Raw genomic sequence first — 17,853 nt, 5'->3', positions numbered from 1 at the left:
ACTGGTTGTGAAGATGAAAGAACGCGTATTTTTTGAAGAATTTGACTCACTATATTATTTTCATGGAGGCTCTGAAAATTGGGCTATGCAGGGATTCCATTTTCACAACCAGTATGAAATCATATTGTTTCTCACAGACGGAGCTTTGATGGAGATAGGCAATCGCACCTACCATGCCAAATCAGGGGATCTGTTTCTGATTAATAACAAAGAGTATCACCGAACCAGCGGCGGAGAAGGAAAAACGTATCACCGATATGTTCTCATGTTTGAGCCTGAGCTATTGTTACACTTAGAGGAAGCATTTCATTATGATTTCACCATGTTTTTCGAACATCGCCCTGATCCATTTCTCCATCGCCTTCATTTAAGCGGAGAGAATCTTGAAAAGGTGGAAAAGCTGTTTGAAAAAATAGAGCAGAACATTCATTCCGAAAACAGAGGCAGCATTGAGAACAGTGTAAGAATCAAGCTGTCCATTCTGGAACTCATGGTTTCTGTCAATGAAATGTATCAGTTCTTTATGGAGAAGGAAAAACATAAAACGACCCTGGGCTTTGATTCCACTTATGAAGATCAGGAGTTTAAGGACCCGGTGCTTTACCGGGAAAGAATCGAGCAGTTAAAAAAGTACATTGCGTCTCATGTGGAGGAACGGCTGGATCTTAATGAAATCTCACGGAGATTTTATATGAACCGGTATTATTTAAGCCACTATTTCAAAAAGGAGACAGGTTTTACTTTGACCCAGTATGTGGCCAATCAAAAGATCATTGCAGCGAAGGCACTATTAAAGGAAGGCCACTCAGTCACGGATGTGGCGGTAAAGCTTTCCTATAACAGTGACAGCCATTTTATTGCTGTATTTAAGAAGATGACGGGGATTACACCAAAAAAATATGCCCAGTCAAAAAAGAGCAAAAAAGAATGATTTCCTGTCTGATATATGAAACTTTTTCCGTGAGGCGAATGATAAAATGAAGTTACCAACTAAAAAAGGAGAGGTATTTATGAAAAAAACAGTATCATGGTTGCTTATGGGGATGCTGGCGCTTTCGACCCTTGTGGGTTGTTCCGGTGGGGGGAAACAGGCGGACAGCAAAGAAAAGAAGCTTGATGTGGTATGGTTCAGCGACGGAAAAGAAGGGGAATCCTTTGTGAAGCTTGCCGACGAATACATGAAAGAGCATCCGGACATCAAGATCAATCTGATTGAGGTTCCGTATTCTGATTTAGAGAGCAAGATTAAAAACATGATCAATGGAAAGGAAGCTCCTGCCATTGCAAGGCTTACCAATTTAGGACCGTTCCAGAATCAGCTTGTGGATCTCGGAGAGTACGTATCCAATAAAGATGAATTTGTAAACAGCTTTGGGGAAGGGTTGAAATTCGTTTTTGATGATAAGGTTCTGGCAGCGCCTATGGACGTAACTGCCAACGGACTCATTTATAATAAGACAGCCTTTGATAAGGCAGGAGTTTCTGTTCCTCAGTCTGAGGACGAGGTATGGACCTGGGATGAGTGGAAGGAAGCCATGAAAACCGTAATGGAAAAGGGCGGCTGCAAATACGGCCTTGTTTATGACAAGTCCCCTCAGAGATTTACCACCCTTCTTTACCAGTCAGGCGGCGGCCTTTTAAATCCTGAGCTGAATGGGAGCGATTTTAATACGCCGGAAAATAAACATGCCATACAGTTCTTTAAGGATTTACACGATGAGGGAATCATTCCTTCCTCTGTATGGCTTGGCTCAGAGAATCCCAACAACCTCTTCCGTACCGGGCAGGTTGCCATGCATTTTTCAGGAAGCTGGATGATTGCCAATTATAAAGATCAGATTACTGATTTTGAGTGGGGAGTGACCTATCTTCCAAAAGAAGCCACACGTTCTTCTGTACCTGGAGGAAAGTATCTGGCAGCGTTTAAAAATACCGGAGTGGAAAAAGAAGCAGCAGAATTTATTGAATGGATCTCCAAGCCGGAAAACAATGCGAAGTACTGCGAGGAGAACAGCTACTTATCTCAGGTAAAGGGAAATGAAAGCTTGAACTACGCATTTGGAAAAGAATTTTTTGATATTTTTTCCAAGGAGCTGGCTGCTACTTCTTCCCGTCCTGGAGCAGAGTGGGGATACCAGGCAATGACCGGAGGGGTACAGGGAGATCTTCGTGATAAGCTGGTGGATGTTTTAGCAGGTAAGCTGACGGTAGATCAGTACGCGGAGGAAATGGATGGCGTGATCAACGAAAAGCTGAAAGAATTGAAAGAACAATAAAATAAAATTGATATGGCTGCGGCAGAAACCTTTGCTGCAGCCTTGTTTTTGGCCTGAATTTCACGAAAAAGAAAACCTTGACAAAAAAAAACTATATGTATATAATAATTAGGCGTGCATAAACGCGTCATGTTTTTGTGCGTAAATTAAGCTGAAGATAACAGCAACCACAGACAATATCACAGGAGGTGAATGGAATGCCCACATTTAACCAGTTAGTAAGAAAGGGAAGACAGACAAGCGAAAAGAAATCTACAGCACCCGCTCTTCAGAAGGGTTACAACTCTTTACAGAAGAAGGCTACTGATATTTCCGCTCCCCAGAAGAGAGGCGTTTGTACCGCAGTTAAGACTGCTACACCTAAAAAGCCTAACTCAGCTCTTAGAAAGATCGCTAGAGTTCGTCTTTCTAACGGTATCGAAGTAACAAGCTATATCCCAGGTGAGGGTCATAACTTACAGGAGCATAGCGTTGTTTTAATTCGTGGCGGTAGAGTAAAAGACTTACCAGGTACCAGATATCATATCGTTAGAGGTACCCTGGATACTGCAGGCGTAGCTAACAGAAAACAGGCTCGTTCCAAATACGGTGCGAAGAGACCGAAAGACAAAAAATAATTAGAACCACACATTTGAATTTCTAGTGCCGGACTTTAGATATTGAACCTGTAGGTTGCAGGATTATATATAGAAACCGAGCGCGAACGCAACTTGAATGTTTGTGAGTACCTAGGATCTAATGAATAGCTGGACAATCCAGTAAGGAGATCCAGCCATATTAAGGAGGGAAGTAACGTGCCACGTAAAGGACATACTCAAAAAAGAGACGTATTAGCAGATCCATTATACAACAATAAGGTTGTTACAAAGTTGATCAACAACATTATGTATGATGGTAAGAGAGGTGTTGCTCAGAAGATCGTTTACGGCGCATTCGGCCGTATGGAAGAAAAGACAGGCAAGCCAGCTGTTGAAGTATTCGAAGAAGCTATGAACAACATTATGCCAGTACTTGAAGTAAAGGCAAAACGTATCGGTGGTGCCACATATCAGGTACCGATCGAAGTTAAACCGGAGAGAAGACAGGCATTAGCCCTGAGATGGATTACTCTGTACTCTCGTAAGAGAGGCGAGAAGACTCAGGAGGAAAGACTTGCTAATGAGCTTTTAGATGCCGCTAATAACACCGGTGCAGCCGTTAAGAAAAAAGAAGATATGCATAAGATGGCTGACGCTAACAAGGCATTTGCTCATTACAGATTCTAATTAGGAGGAATAAGCTTTGGCTGGAAGAGAATATCCATTGGAAGCAACCAGAAATATTGGTATCATGGCCCATATCGATGCAGGTAAAACTACATTGACTGAGCGTATCCTCTATTACACTGGTGTAAATTACAAAATCGGTGACACACATGAAGGAACTGCTACCATGGACTGGATGGAGCAGGAGCAGGAAAGAGGTATCACAATTACTTCTGCTGCTACTACTTGTCACTGGACGATGCATGAGAACAACAAAGTAAAGCCAGGCGCTCCGGAACACCGTATCAACATCATTGATACTCCAGGACACGTTGACTTTACCGTAGAGGTAGAACGTTCCTTACGTGTACTTGATGGCGCTGTTGGCGTTTTCTGTGCAAAGGGAGGCGTTGAGCCACAGTCCGAAAATGTATGGCGTCAGGCTGACACCTACAACGTACCCCGTATGGCATTCATCAACAAGATGGATATCATGGGTGCAAACTTCTTTGGAGCAGTAGAGCAGATCAAGACTCGTCTTGGTAAGAATGCTATCTGCATCCAGCTCCCTATCGGCGCAGAAGATGAATTCAAAGGAATCATCGACCTGTTCGAGATGAGAGCATATATCTACAACGACGACAAGGGTGATGATATCGATATCGTTGAAATCCCAGAGGATATGAAAGACGATGCCGAGCTTTACCATGCTGAGTTAGTAGAAAAAATCTGCGAGTTAGATGATGACTTAATGATGGCATACCTGGAAGGGGAAGAGCCATCCACAGCAGAATTAAAGAAAGCTTTAAGAAAAGCAACTTGTAACTGTACCGCTATTCCTGTATGCTGCGGTAGCGCATACAGAAACAAAGGCGTACAGAGACTCCTTGATGCGATTCTTGAATATATGCCGGCTCCAACTGACATCGCTTCTATTAAGGGTGTTGATTTAGACGGCAATGAGATCGAGAGACATTCCTCTGATGACGAACCTTTCTCCGCTCTTGCATTTAAGATTATGACAGACCCATTCGTTGGTAAGCTGGCATTCTTCCGTGTTTACTCCGGCATCATGAACTCCGGTTCTTATGTATTAAATGCAACAAAAGGTAAAAAAGAGCGTGTAGGCCGTATCCTTCAGATGCATGCCAACAAGAGATCTGAGTTAGACAAAGTGTACTCCGGTGATATCGCTGCAGCTGTTGGTTTCAAGGTAACAACAACAGGTGATACTATCTGTGACGAGCAGCATCCGGTAATTCTTGAGTCCATGGAATTCCCAGAGCCAGTTATCGATATCGCTATCGAGCCTAAGACCAAAGCTGGTCAGGGCAAGATGGGCGAGGCGTTAGCTAAGCTTGCAGAAGAAGATCCTACCTTCCGTGCAAAGACCAACCAGGAAACTGGCCAGGTTATCATTTCCGGTATGGGTGAGCTTCATCTTGAGATCATCGTAGACCGTCTGCTTCGTGAGTTCAACGTAGAAGCAAACGTAGGTGCTCCTCAGGTAGCTTACAAGGAAACCTTTACTAAGACCGTTGAGGTTGATAGTAAGTATGCAAAGCAGTCTGGTGGACGTGGTCAGTACGGACACTGTAAGGTTCGCTTTGAGCCTATGGATGCCAATGGCGAAGAACTGTTCAAGTTCGAGTCTTCCGTAGTTGGTGGATCTATTCCTAAGGAATATATTCCTGCAGTCGGTGAAGGTATCGAAGAGGCAACTAAGTCTGGTGTTCTTGGCGGATTCCCGGTAGTTGGTGTTAAGGCTACTGTATACGACGGATCTTACCATGAAGTCGATTCCAGTGAAATGGCATTCCACATTGCCGGTTCTATGGCATTTAAGGATGCGATGAACAAGGGCGGCTCCATTCTTCTTGAGCCAATCATGAAGGTTGAAGTAACTATGCCTGAGGACTACATGGGTGATGTTATCGGTGATATCAACTCCCGTCGTGGCCGTATCGAAGGTATGGAAGACATCGGCGGCGGAAAGATGGTTAAAGCATTCGTACCACTTTCTGAGATGTTCGGTTATTCCACAGACTTACGTTCCAGAACACAGGGACGCGGTAACTTCTCAATGTTCTTTGAGAAATATGAGCCGGTTCCAAAGAGTGTACAGGAAAAAGTTCTTGCAGATAAAAAGGGCAAATAATTCCTAACTGGTTCCACTGGGTTTCAGGCTGTCACGGCGGCCTGGAACCCGTCAAATAGGCTTGAAAATAGTGCACAAATAGCATATAATAAAAAACAGCCTAACATATATAAACAAAGCTCGAAAGAGAGCGTAAATTAAGGAGGACGTTATAAAATGGCTAAAGCTAAGTTTGAAAGAAACAAAACCCATTGTAACATCGGTACCATTGGTCACGTTGACCACGGTAAAACAACTTTAACAGCTGCTATCACAAAGACACTTCACGAGAGATTAGGTACTGGACAGGCAGTAGCTTTCGAGAACATCGATAAGGCTCCAGAAGAGAGAGAGCGTGGAATCACAATTTCTACTTCTCACGTTGAGTATGAGACAGAGAAGAGACATTATGCACACGTTGACTGCCCAGGACATGCTGACTACGTTAAGAACATGATCACTGGTGCTGCTCAGATGGATGGCGCTATCTTAGTTGTAGCTGCTACCGATGGTGTTATGGCTCAGACAAGAGAGCACATCCTGCTTTCTCGTCAGGTAGGCGTTCCTTACATCGTTGTATTCATGAACAAGTGCGATATGGTTGACGATTCCGAGTTACTTGAATTAGTAGACATGGAAATCCGTGAGCTGTTAAACGAGTATGAATTCCCAGGCGATGATACACCAATCATCCAGGGTTCTGCTTTAAAGGCTCTTGAAGATCCTACAAGCTCTTGGGGCGACAAGGTTCTTGAATTAATGGCAGCAGTTGACGAGTGGGTTCCAGATCCAGTTCGTGAAACAGATAAGCCATTCTTAATGCCAATCGAGGACGTTTTCTCCATCACAGGCCGTGGTACCGTTGCTACTGGTAGAGTAGAGCGTGGTACATTACACGTATCTGATGAAGTTGAAATCATTGGTATCCACGAAGAGACTCGTAAAGTTGTTGTAACTGGAATCGAAATGTTCCGTAAGTTACTTGACGAGGCTCAGGCTGGTGATAACATCGGTGCATTACTTCGTGGCGTTCAGAGAACTGAAATCGAAAGAGGACAGTGTCTTGTTAAACCAGGTTCTGTAAAGTGCCATAAGAAGTTTACCGCTCAGGTTTACGTTTTAACAAAAGATGAAGGTGGACGTCATACTCCTTTCTTCAACAACTACAGACCTCAGTTCTACTTCAGAACAACTGATGTTACTGGTGTTTGTGATTTACCAGCTGGCACAGAGATGTGTATGCCTGGCGATAACGTAGAAATGTCTGTTGAACTGATTCACCCAATCGCTATGGAGCAGGGTCTCCGTTTCGCTATCCGTGAAGGTGGACGTACAGTAGGTTCAGGTAGAGTTGCTACTATCGTTGAATAATTAAAATTTAAAGCCGAGCCCTTAGTTGATAAGGGTTTCGGCTTTTTCTTTTTGTCTTGTGGTACTAGTATGGTATTATTATAAGGAATTTAATTTCTGAACTACTTCGTTTGGCTTGTTAAGACCGATTACATAGATGAAATTATCACTGCTTATCTGGAATATGGACAGCCCTGGTGTTTTACCAAAAGCGGTTATAAAATACGAATCTCAAATGGGATTGGAAATAATAAATCAATAATACACCTGTCGAAAGATGGGTGTTTTCTTTTCTGAACTATAGTGATATGATGGATGTAAGCGGAGGATATAAAAATATGAATTGGGCTGAGGTCATTTTATTTGTTTTTGCATGCATTATATTATATCTTGATGTCTTTAAATGGGAATGGCTATCGAAACTCAGATGTAAAAAATATGTGTATGATTTAATCAATTTTAAGTGGGGCGAAAAAGGAATTAGAATTACAACTGGAGCGATTGCAGTAGTTGTTATTCTGAGCGGAATAGCGGTTTTCCTAAAGAGAGAATTATAAGAGGAGACCAACCCAGTCTCTTTTCTTTTGGATAGTTTTGGTGTATGATGAAAGAAAGTGAGGGGGCATATGCTTAAAGAGGGCAGTCATTGCCGGAGGACGAACGCATAAGTGCTTTGGTCGAGTTGAGGCGTTTTTTTGTATCTCACAACGAAAAGGACGTTTGTCCTCTTCCGATAGCAGAGGTTAAATAGATATTGTAGACATTGGAATTATATGGTAATATACTTTCAGGAGTAACCGAATACAGGGTGGAACCTTCCAGCTTTTATGTCTTTACGTCATAACGGGATGGGAGGTGGTGCGGGATATGTTTTCATTTGCAGATGTGCTTTTATTTGCAACTTTTATCTTAGCATTGCTGACTTACATAGACAGCGTGCCCCTCTTCATCGGGCATAAGTTAAAAAAATAGCCTACCCTGCCGCGAACAGGATAGGCGGTGTCCATTAGGACATTAGTCGTTATACTGGGAGCTTCCACCTTGTGTGGCGGTTGCTCTTTTATAATCTAAATATAGCATTGGAACATTGTAATGTCAAGTTTTAGTTGTTATTAACGCTCTTAAGAAGAATTGCTACTATAGATAAATAATAAAAATTTAAAGCCGAGCCCTTAGTTGTGAGGGATTAGGCTTTTTTTTGGTACTAATAGTAAGATGGATTCTAGTCTCTTTTTGTTCATGGTAGGTGTTTTTGTATTTAAGAGATTTTATATTATGTATTATAAGATATAGATTACTTATGATGAAAGATATATGGTAATATTCTATAAGGATTAACCGAATACAGAGTGGGACTATCCAGCTTTTGTGTCTTTACGTTATAACGAGAGAGGAGGTGGTTCAAGATATGTATTCTTTTGCTCATAGAGGTGGTATGATATAAAAAACATAAAGGGGGGAGATAATATGGTTGGAATTTCATATTCTGTACTGATACTTTTTATAATAGCATTAGGATTAGGCATTGCAATAATTGTCCTAATTAATAATAGGCGCAAATAAAAGCATCAACATGGCTTTATATTTCTTTAGAGACACCTGCAGTATAATGGTTTTTTCTCGTATTAAGTTTGTTGTATAATAGAGAAGGAGAAGGTGTCTAATTGCACCACCGTATTATTGGGGGATTAATTATTGTACTTGTGGCATTTCGGGCTCTTTTTCATTAAAAGAAGAAACTATAAAAAGGGTCTTATGTGATATTTTTGAGAACTTAAACCGCTTTGGATTTAAAAGGGTTTATTGCCTTAATATGCACGGGGACTCGTTGCATATTAAGACCATTTTGGATGTTATTAGGGCATCATATGAGACACATGGCATGAAAATAAAGTTGTTTATGGAACCTTATGAAATTTCACATTATGGTGTAAATGGAAGTGAAGAATATATATTTATAGATAAAGCACAATATCCGGATATTCCTTTCCTGAATAAAATGGTTTATTGGATATACATGTAGGAGCGTATGAAACTGCCGAAATGCAGCATTTTTTTAGGATCATGTCGATTATAAAGAAGTAAAAGATCTAAGTGATTATTACTTGAACTATGAGAGTATGTACGATTGGATGCAAGGTGGTAAAGCTGCGAGAGATGTGGTACCTTTAGGATACGCAGGAAATCCATCAGAATACGAGAACAATAGACAGAGTGTAGAGCAAGTTTATTCTATATTATGTAAGTATGTTGCTGAAGCAATATCATAAAGGAAGAAAATATATGAAACCGGAAGAAATAATTACGTATTGTACATCAAATTTTCCAGATGTAGTTTTAACTGAAAGCTGGGGAGAAAAAGGAATTTTCTACAATCCGGGTCATGTTTTAAAAAGAGGAGTCTACGTTCTCACAATCAAAGAAAAGGATGGTGAGAACGATAAAGGCTCCTTACTAAACCGGGATAATGTGTATCGGGTCAATGCAGGAATTAGAAAAGAAACCTTTATCAAAAAATTTGGTAGTATTCCAAAGCGCCCGGAGGCTGGACAAATTGTAACAATGGATTATGATTTTACAGCTCTTAATACCATTATGCCCCACCCAGTTTATGCATGGATGGGTTGGGTATGTGTGATAAATCCATCACCTGAAACATGGGAAGAATTTGAACCATTGATTCAGGAATCCTATGATTTTGCAAAACAAAAGTTTGCTAAGCGAAAGGTTTAACTAAGCAGCCGCCGGGATGGCGTAATTGAAAAATTTCACTCCATTTCCTTAGTACTTGCCTATTTCTTCATTCAGCCACAACAACCCATTCCGATAACGCTCTCCAGCCAGGGAATGGTGTCCCCCCTCATCGTTAGAGACCGTGACCTTACCTGGAAGCATTTGAGACAGGAGTTGTCCGGTCTCTTCTGCATATCTGGCTGCATGTTCCATTGGTCCTGATTTCCCCTTCCCCTCCATGGTGCCATAATGTAAGTAGATGGAAATCAGCCCTTCTCCAATGCTGTTTTCTTCCAGCCAGGACATCCAGCCATCATACCAAAACGAACTGCAGATCCCAGCCACATGGCGCCAGCAATCCTGAATGGTAAGAGCGTATACATTGATTAAGCCGCCCAGAGAATAACCAAGCAATGAAACATTATCGGAATCAACCCTGTAATGTTCCAATAACCAGGGAAGGAGATTTGTTTCCAGTGACTTAAGGTATTCATTTCCCTTTCCCTTAAAATCAGGAAAACGTGTTGCCATGGCCTTAGCTGGCCATGGAGTATATTCAGAGAGCCGGTCCAGAGGACATATCATGACCAGAATGAATTCCTTGCCTTTATTCTCACTCCATAGGGCCTCCAATTCGTCAAGTACTGGTACCAGAGCCTTCATAGCCTGATCTCCATCCTGCACAAGGATAGCTGGGTAAATTTTGTTTTCGTTCTGTTTCCACGTCGGGGGGAGATAAATAAAAATCTTGTGGTCTTCCCACTGAGTCTCTATTATAGTACGGGTTCTATCTAAATGTTCTGAATTCATAATTTCTTCCTTTCTGTTTGCCATCCACTTTTAATTTTACTTGGAGCAATCCCCATATGCTTTTTAAATAATCGGCTGAAATAAAACTCGTCCTTATATCCCACGGAGACAGCCGCTTGCCGGACGCTGCAGCCATTTTCATTTAACAGAGCAGCCGCTGTTTCCAGCCGGTATTCAATCAGGTAATCAATGGGGCGAATGCCCATGACCTTGTGAAATAAATAAGAAAAGTTCTCAGGTCTTTTTCCAAAATGACCGGCGATTTCCTTGAGTGTCAGAGGTTCTGTATGATGGTTTCGTATAAATAAGGCCGCTTCATTGATAAAATTCAGCTCTTCTGATTCCTGTTTGCTAAGCTGGGAACAGAATAAGGCATCAAAAAGCTTTTGAGTCGTAAAATTCATTCGAAACCGGGAACGTATATCATGGCAGTGAGAGAGCCGCAGCAACTCTTCCAGGCAGTCATCAACCTCTGCTCCGTTTATAATTTCAAGCTCATAGGCAGAATGGATAAAATCTGTGCCCCTGCCTTGGGAATCGAAGGGGTCATAATAAAGATTAATATGGCAAAATGGTTCGTCTCCCTCAATATAAAAGGTGAGTTTTTTACCGGGACAGCCATGAATGACTTTTCCAGGTACGGCTGTAAAGGTCTGATTGTCAAAAGATATAACAGCTTTTCCGCTCACTGGAAAGATAAAGGCCGCCCGTGTGGTTTCATAGGAAGCCGGTACCTGTCCCGGCAGCTTTGTAAAGGAGGCGGCCTTTTGAATTGTCAATGGAAATCTGGCATATTCCTCTGCTAACTGGGTACGAAAATCAGACATGTGCGTCCTCCTTTTTTCATAAATCTACATTTTAGCTATTATAGCTCCATTGTTTTTGGAAGTCAACGTATGATGGAGTGGTGATATTTTTTATCGGAATACATTCAATAATTGTCCATGGTATTACAGAATTCTCTATTCCTATTTTGAACATCAATCCGTATAATAATCTACGGTTAGTTATAGCTAATAAGATAGAAGGAGGACCTACTCTTTGAATCAACATATTTCAGAGGCATACATAGAAAATCAAAAGAGCAGTAAGGCTTTTGGGCTGATGCTAGCGGGAATGGTATTTGTGCTCCTTTTGTCCGTTGTATTGTCCATGTCATTTGGCTCCATGAAAATAATGCCGTCTCATACCTATGCAATCCTTTTGGATAAGCTTTTTGGAATACAGATGGATCCAGCCCTCACAAGTCGTCTTTCAGAGGTTAATATCATTTGGGAAATACGTTTTCCCCGTGTGATTCTTGGTGCCGCGGTGGGAGCCGGGCTTTCTCTTTGCGGTATGGCAATGCAGGCGGCAGTTCAGAACCCTTTGGCAGAGCCCTATATTCTGGGAATTTCATCTGGTGCATCCTTAGGCGCCACCTTTTCCATCATGCTTGGTATCGGTTCCCTTAGCTGGCTCTCCATCAATGCCAGTTCCTTCTGGGGGTTCGCAGGCGCACTGTTAGCAGCATTTTGCGTGTTAATGCTGGCTTCCATGGGAAGTAAGATGACAAGCTCCAAGCTGGTGCTTTCCGGTACTGTAGTCAATGCTCTATGTAATGCCCTCAGTAATTTTATCATATTTATGGCAGGTGATGCCCAGGGAATGCAGAGCGTAAAATTCTGGACCATGGGTTCTCTTGCAGGGGCAAAATGGCAGAATATCTTCTTTCCAGTTGTCCTTACCATTATTTGTTTTGTGGGATTTCTATTTCAATACAGAACCTTAAACACTCTCCTTCTTGGGGATGAAGCTGCGGTGACTCTTGGAATTCCAGTTGCTAAGTACCGAAGGCTGTATATGGTGGCAGCCTCCTTATTAACCGGAGTGCTGGTTGCCTATTGCGGAATTATCGGATTTGTTGGACTTATCATTCCACATATTACCAGAGCTGTGGCAGGTGCTGACCACCGGAGACTGACACCTCTTTGTACCGTGGGAGGTGCTGTTTTCATGATTTGGGCGGATACCTTTGCAAGAATCGCCGTTCCCAATTCAGAGCTTCCCATTGGAATTGTCACTGCACTCATTGGTGCGCCGTTCTTTGTGTATATTCTGGTACGGAAAAGCTATTCCTTCCGGGAAGGATAAGGAGGATAAAGAATGGAACTGAATGTAGAAGACTTAAGAGTGAATATAGGAAGCACAGAGATTGTAAAGGGCATATCCTTAAAGGGAGAAAGCCATCACTTTACCGGCCTTTTAGGTCCTAATGGGAGCGGAAAGTCCACGCTGTTAAAAGCAATTTATCGGGTTTTAAAGCCAAGCGGTGGAGTGGTACTTATGAATGGAAAGGACATTTCCCTGATACCAGAAAAGGAAAGAGCCAAAAATATGGCGGTAGTATCCCAGTTTAATCAGGTAAGCTTTGAATTTACCGTAAAAGAAATTGTTATGATGGGGCGTACTCCGCATAAAAAGAGACTGGAGCAGGAAACCATGGAAGATTATGAGATCGTTTCCGATGCTCTTAAAAAAGTGGGCATGGAGTCTTACTCCAAACGAAAATTTTCCACCTTGTCCGGAGGAGAAAAGCAAAGAATCATTTTAGCCAGAGCATTGGCCCAGCAGCCAAAGATTCTGATACTGGATGAGCCGACCAACCATCTGGATATCAAATATCAGCTTCAGGTCCTGTCCATTGTTAAGCAGCTTGATATCTGCGTCGTGGCAGCGCTTCACGATCTTTCCCTGGCTTCCATGTTCTGCGATACCATATATATGCTAAAAGATGGCCGGGTAATGGGACAGGGCAAACCAGAAGATGTGATTACAACAGAGATGATACGGGACATTTATGATGTCAGTGCGTCGGTGGCCGTTGATGAAAAGACAGGTCAGTTGGCCATTCAATATATGATTTCATAATAAAAAGAGGAGATTAATAATGAAAAAGAAAATGTTTCTAACTATGGCAGCCGTTTGTGCAATCGCTGTCGCAACCGCAGGATGTACCGCCCAAAATGGTAAAACAGAGTCCGCTTCTGAGACACAGACATCTGCGGAACAGGTAACTACAGAGCAGGCAGCAGAATCACAGACTTCAGCTAGTGAAAAGACCTCTGGTTTTCCGATTACATATTTCGCCTATGATGCAGACGGAACCAGCCATGAGCAAAAGATAGAAAAAGCACCTCAGAAGATAATAACCAACAATCAGACAAGCACGGAGCTTTTACTAAAACTTGGACTTGGCGACCGTATCATAGCAACCGTTTTAAAGGACAATCCTACTACAGAGGATTTAGCAGCTGCTTATGATGCCATTCCCGTATTGGCGGACAAGCGTGATATATCCAAGGAAAAGGTAGTAGGCATGGAACCGGATATTGTAGTGGGAAGAGTAAAATCCTTTACCCCCGAAACACTTGGTTCTGTCAGCGACTTAAATGATATGGGCATTGCCGCCTATACTCAGGAGTCTACCCGAATGGATCAGGATATTACAATGGAATCTATTATAGAAGATATAAGGAACATTGGTAAGATCTTTGAGAAAGAAGAGCAGGCAGAGAAAATGGCGGATGATTTTACCGCACGCCTTGCTAAGACAGAAGAGCGTTTAAAATCTGTTGAGGGAGAGCCATTAAAGGTACTTCTTATGGTAAATTATAAGGATGGAAGCTTTGGCGGTTATGGAAAAAATGCCTCTCTTCAAAATGATCTGTTAAAACGTCTTCATGCTGAGAATATATTGGAAAAAGGCGGAAGCGCCCTGTCCGCAGAGAATCTGATCTCCATGGATCCTGATGTCATTGTTTATGTCCTTGGTACCCATAATGAAGAAAATGATAAGAACGCAGTGGAGTCCATGCTTTCCAATGACGTAATAAAAAGTGTAAAGGCCATTGAAAATAAGAAAATAATAACCGTTGAGTACAATGAGCTTATGGGTGGAGGGTACCGAACCTTTGACTGTATGGAAGCTCTGGCAGATTTTCTGTATCCGGAATCGGCAAAATAATAAAATAATTGTCTGAAATAAGAGGGCAGGGCATAGGATTTTAAATGAAATCCCTGCCCTGTTTTTCTTTCTGAATTCGCAGAAGCCTTAAGGTTTTATTACAAATAAGTAATAAAATCGTTATTGTAAATATCAGGGAAATTGGTTATCATTGTAAGGAATCTTAAATGACGTGATTATGACAATATGGAGGAATGCGAACATGAAGAGAATAAAGATAGGCAGGGCCTTAACCGGACTTGTTTCCGCTGCATTTTTATGCTGTGCGACTGCCTTTGTTTCACTTGCAGATGTGGGCTCGGCAGGAGTACAGGCAGAAATTCAGTCCTGTCTCATCAATTCAGATAAAAATAATGTGACCGTTAAAATTTCAAACACTGCAAACATGGAAGGAACAGACGGAGTTCTTTATCTGGTAGAGCTGCAGCCTTATCAGTCCAACCTGGATGGAAGAACGGATTACGCGGCAAAGGCTTCACCAAACAGTACGGTTACCTTTACATTTCCACTGAACAGGAATACCCCTCAGGACAGACTTTACAGCAAATTCGTAGTGGCTGTATGGGATGGAACCAAATACATAGAAGTTAGCAAGCCTCATTACATAACAAACCCTGAGATGGTTGCAGCCAATACCACAGCTTTCAACGCTCCTCTTACGAAAAAGGGATTAAACATTGAGTTAAATATGTTAGGGGATGCCTTTGAGTTAGGTGTAAAGCATGTTGCTACCAATATCGCTTTCCATCAGATTCTTGGTGAAGGCATTGATTATCAGTTTGATGGTAAGACCTATCATTTTGATAAGAATGTAATTAAAGGATATGATGAGACCATCAGCGCCTTGTCCGGAAAAGGAATGACTGTTACAGCTATTATCTTAAACGGATGGAATGATAAAACTCCGAACCTCATCTACCCCGGCACAAAGAAAAGTTCCACAGCATTTTATTATATGTTTAATACAGCGACTCCCGAAGGACTTGATCAGACCAGAGCCATTGCTTCTTTCCTGGCAGAACGCTACAGTGGTTCCAACCCTAACAGCGGAAAGATCTCAAACTGGATTATTGGAAATGAGATCAATAACCAGCAATGGAACTACGTAGGAGCCAGAGATATTACCAGCTATGTTCAGGCGTATCAAAATGCTTTTCGCGTGTTCTATACAGCGATTAAGAGTACCAGTGCCAATGACAGGGTATATTACTCCCTGGATTACAACTGGAACAATGAGATTGATAACAAGGTAAAATACGGCGGAAAAGCCATTGTAGATACCTTTAACTCCATCGCCAATGATCAGGGTCAGATGGACTGGGGACTTTCCTATCACCCATATCCATGCCCAATGACAGAGCCGGAGTTCTGGGATGATGATAAAACAGGACTGATCACCAATGATTATAACTCCCCTGTCATCAACTTTAAAAACTTGACTACCCTTACCAACTATATGGCTCAGGATGCATTAAAGTCTCCTACCGGCCATGTACGCCATATCATACTTACGGAGCAGGGATTTACAGCTACCAGCCAGTCACGAGGCAATATCCCACAGGTTCAGGCTGCAGCATTCGCTTATTCCTATTACCTGGTTGACAGCAATCCTTACATTGATGCTTATATCTTAAGCCGTCAGGTGGATGCGCCTCTGGAAGTTAGAAGCGGACTGTCCTTTGGTCTTTGGGAATGTGCTATGAACCAGGGCGACAATATTGTAGCAACCAAGCGCCGGAAGATCTGGCAGGTATTTAAGGATATTGATAAGAAGAAATACACTCTGGAAACAACAGAGTTTGCAAAATCCATCATTGGAATTCAAAAGTGGTCTGACGTAGTTCCGGATTTCCGTTGGAAGTCCATTGAGAAATAAAGAAAGAAATAAATAAAGAAACGGCAGCAGGAATATAATCCTTGCTGCCGTTTATTTATTTCCAGTTAAGGGCGCTGTATGCGTCTAAAAGACCGCCGCTGGCTACCTTTCCATTTAATGAATCAAGCTTTCTGCTGGAATTCATAAGAATCTGTTTTACATCGGATAAGGCAATATCGGTACGGTAAGAATATACCATGGCAGCCACTCCGGTTACCATAGGAGCGGCCATGGAGGTACCGCTCATAAACCCGTATTTGTTATTTGGAATGGTGCTTAAGATATAAGTACCGGGAGCGGCAATATCCACGCTGGCTGCCCCGAAGTTGGAATCCTTACTTAAGGTTCCATCAAAAAGAATATTGGCTACGGCGATTACGTTGTCGTAGGGAAGGGAGGCAGGATAAACAGGATTTGCATCCGTATCGTAACCAAGGCCTGAGATTCCTCCATTTCCAGAGGAGACAACGAACAGCATGTGAGAATTTTTAATGGTCTGTGCCAGTTCTTCGCTGTAGGCCGAGGTTCCCATGCTAAGATTGCAGATGGAAGCACCATTGGCTTCCGCATAGCGGATGGCGTTAATCACTGCTTCAGGAGTTCCGGTTCCTTCCTTTCCGCCAAGTGCTTTTATAGGCATGATCTTAACGTATTTGTTATCCGTAATTCCTGCAATTCCGTAAGCACCCCTTGCGGCCCCTATGGTACCAGCTGCATGGGTCCCATGGCTGTCTTCATTGCCGGAGAACACCTTGTTGTTTCCGGAGTAGAAATTCCAGCCGTGTATATCATCTACAAAGCCATTTCCGTCATTGTCCAGGCCGTCGCCGTCAATTTCTCCAGGGTTTGTCCAGATGGCGTCCTTAAGCTCCTGATGTCGTATATCAATGCCTGTATCTATGATAGCAACCGTCACAGAACGTTTTTCTCCTGCCTTATCATAGAGCTCCCAGGCGGGCTGTATATCAATATCAATTCCTGGTACTGCTTTTGTAACCTTAGATTCATAATCTCCTGGGCCAGGCTTTGGAAGTCCAAGGCCCATGCTGGATTTTAACCCGTCATAAACGTTGTCAACGGCCTGGAATTTTGATTTTAATTCCACAAGACGAAATTCCCCGTCATTTTTAAATCCCCACTGGTAGGTGGAAAACTCATCGGCCGGGGAAAGATTGACAAGTCCGGGTCCTATGGCCAGGGGGTGAAGGGCTTGTCCTTCGTCGGTTGAAAACGAGCGGAGCTCTGGTTTGGTCCCTGAGTGATTGTCTGACGGTGTTCCGGCAGTGAAGTGAAAGGAAAGGCCGGCAATCAAAATGGCAAGGGACAGACCTGCGGCTCTAGTTCTTTTTTTCATGGTTTCTTTCTCCTTACTATGAAGCATTCATTGAAACTATTGGTATTATACCATAAACCCTACGCGT

Annotated in this window: 16 protein-coding genes and 1 pseudogene; 14 read left to right on the top strand and 3 right to left on the bottom strand. The window is 42.5% G+C overall.

The genetic code is table 11. The features are described from left to right. The first annotated feature begins 13 nt into the window (after window positions 1-13). From T546_RS0112560 to T546_RS0112515, 10 genes and pseudogenes are all read left to right on the top strand, one after another. Window positions 14-931 (top strand): AraC family transcriptional regulator, encoded by a 918-nt coding sequence (locus T546_RS0112560; RefSeq protein WP_026891905.1) that lies wholly within the window; start codon window positions 14-16, stop codon window positions 929-931. A 79-nt stretch (window positions 932-1,010) separates the two neighbouring features. Continuing rightward, a complete protein-coding gene (locus T546_RS0112555) occupies window positions 1,011-2,276 on the top strand; it encodes an ABC transporter substrate-binding protein (protein WP_026891904.1) in 1,266 nt (421 codons plus the stop codon). A 197-nt stretch (window positions 2,277-2,473) separates the two neighbouring features. After that, the gene (rpsL, locus tag T546_RS0112550; protein WP_024834853.1) at window positions 2,474-2,893 is read left to right on the top strand and encodes a 30S ribosomal protein S12; all 420 of its coding nucleotides are present in this window, start codon (window positions 2,474-2,476) and stop codon (window positions 2,891-2,893) included. 177 nt (window positions 2,894-3,070) lie between these two features. Beyond that, on the top strand, window positions 3,071-3,541 hold the full coding sequence (gene rpsG / locus T546_RS0112545) for a 30S ribosomal protein S7 (protein WP_024834854.1): 471 nt from the start codon (window positions 3,071-3,073) through the stop codon (window positions 3,539-3,541). Between the two features lie 16 nt (window positions 3,542-3,557). Next, window positions 3,558-5,678, top strand: a complete 2,121-nt coding sequence (gene fusA, locus T546_RS0112540) for an elongation factor G (RefSeq protein WP_026891903.1) — start codon at window positions 3,558-3,560, stop codon at window positions 5,676-5,678. Between the two features lie 156 nt (window positions 5,679-5,834). Further along, window positions 5,835-7,028, top strand: a complete 1,194-nt coding sequence (tuf, locus tag T546_RS0112535; protein ID WP_026891902.1) for an elongation factor Tu — start codon at window positions 5,835-5,837, stop codon at window positions 7,026-7,028. 287 nt (window positions 7,029-7,315) lie between these two features. Then, window positions 7,316-7,564, top strand: coding sequence for a hypothetical protein (locus tag T546_RS0112530; protein WP_166429820.1), 249 nt, complete (start codon window positions 7,316-7,318; stop codon window positions 7,562-7,564). A 1,106-nt stretch (window positions 7,565-8,670) separates the two neighbouring features. Beyond that, window positions 8,671-8,889, top strand: a pseudogene (locus T546_RS26445) (creatininase family protein); the annotation flags it as partial. Beyond that, the gene (locus T546_RS26440) at window positions 8,890-9,030 is read left to right on the top strand and encodes a hypothetical protein (protein WP_242842233.1); all 141 of its coding nucleotides are present in this window, start codon (window positions 8,890-8,892) and stop codon (window positions 9,028-9,030) included. Window positions 9,031-9,290: 260 nt separating this feature from the next. After that, window positions 9,291-9,740 (top strand): DUF6194 family protein, encoded by a 450-nt coding sequence (locus T546_RS0112515; RefSeq protein WP_026891900.1) that lies wholly within the window; start codon window positions 9,291-9,293, stop codon window positions 9,738-9,740. Window positions 9,741-9,788: 48 nt separating this feature from the next. Here T546_RS0112515 and T546_RS0112510 read toward each other — a convergent pair whose 3' ends face one another. Beyond that, window positions 9,789-10,550 carry an alpha/beta hydrolase gene (locus tag T546_RS0112510; RefSeq protein ID WP_026891899.1) on the bottom strand — a complete coding sequence of 254 codons (762 nt, stop codon included), beginning with the start codon at window positions 10,548-10,550 and terminating at the stop codon, window positions 9,789-9,791. Next, window positions 10,547-11,377 carry a helix-turn-helix domain-containing protein gene (locus T546_RS0112505; protein ID WP_026891898.1) on the bottom strand — a complete coding sequence of 277 codons (831 nt, stop codon included), beginning with the start codon at window positions 11,375-11,377 and terminating at the stop codon, window positions 10,547-10,549. The genes T546_RS0112510 and T546_RS0112505 overlap by 4 nt, the downstream gene beginning before the upstream one ends. A 214-nt stretch (window positions 11,378-11,591) precedes the next feature. Between T546_RS0112505 and T546_RS0112500 the strand changes: the two genes are divergently transcribed. From T546_RS0112500 to T546_RS0112485, 4 genes are all read left to right on the top strand, one after another. Then, on the top strand, window positions 11,592-12,683 hold the full coding sequence (locus T546_RS0112500; RefSeq protein WP_051629800.1) for a FecCD family ABC transporter permease: 1,092 nt from the start codon (window positions 11,592-11,594) through the stop codon (window positions 12,681-12,683). A gap of 12 nt (window positions 12,684-12,695) precedes the next feature. Further along, complete coding sequence (locus tag T546_RS0112495; protein ID WP_026891896.1) at window positions 12,696-13,460, top strand: ABC transporter ATP-binding protein; 765 nt, start codon at window positions 12,696-12,698, stop codon at window positions 13,458-13,460. A 19-nt stretch (window positions 13,461-13,479) separates the two neighbouring features. Then, window positions 13,480-14,556, top strand: a complete 1,077-nt coding sequence (locus T546_RS0112490) for an ABC transporter substrate-binding protein (RefSeq protein ID WP_034599196.1) — start codon at window positions 13,480-13,482, stop codon at window positions 14,554-14,556. 202 nt (window positions 14,557-14,758) lie between these two features. Then, a complete protein-coding gene (locus T546_RS0112485) occupies window positions 14,759-16,432 on the top strand; it encodes a DUF5722 domain-containing protein (RefSeq protein ID WP_026891894.1) in 1,674 nt (557 codons plus the stop codon). 55 nt (window positions 16,433-16,487) lie between these two features. Here T546_RS0112485 and T546_RS0112480 read toward each other — a convergent pair whose 3' ends face one another. Beyond that, window positions 16,488-17,786 carry a S8 family peptidase gene (locus T546_RS0112480; RefSeq protein ID WP_026891893.1) on the bottom strand — a complete coding sequence of 433 codons (1,299 nt, stop codon included), beginning with the start codon at window positions 17,784-17,786 and terminating at the stop codon, window positions 16,488-16,490. Between the last annotated feature and the right edge of the window lie 67 nt (window positions 17,787-17,853).

Source organism: [Clostridium] aerotolerans DSM 5434, assembly GCF_000687555.1.
GTDB classification, from domain to species: domain Bacteria; phylum Bacillota; class Clostridia; order Lachnospirales; family Lachnospiraceae; genus Lacrimispora; species Lacrimispora aerotolerans.
This window is presented reverse-complemented; position numbering and strand designations above follow the sequence as displayed.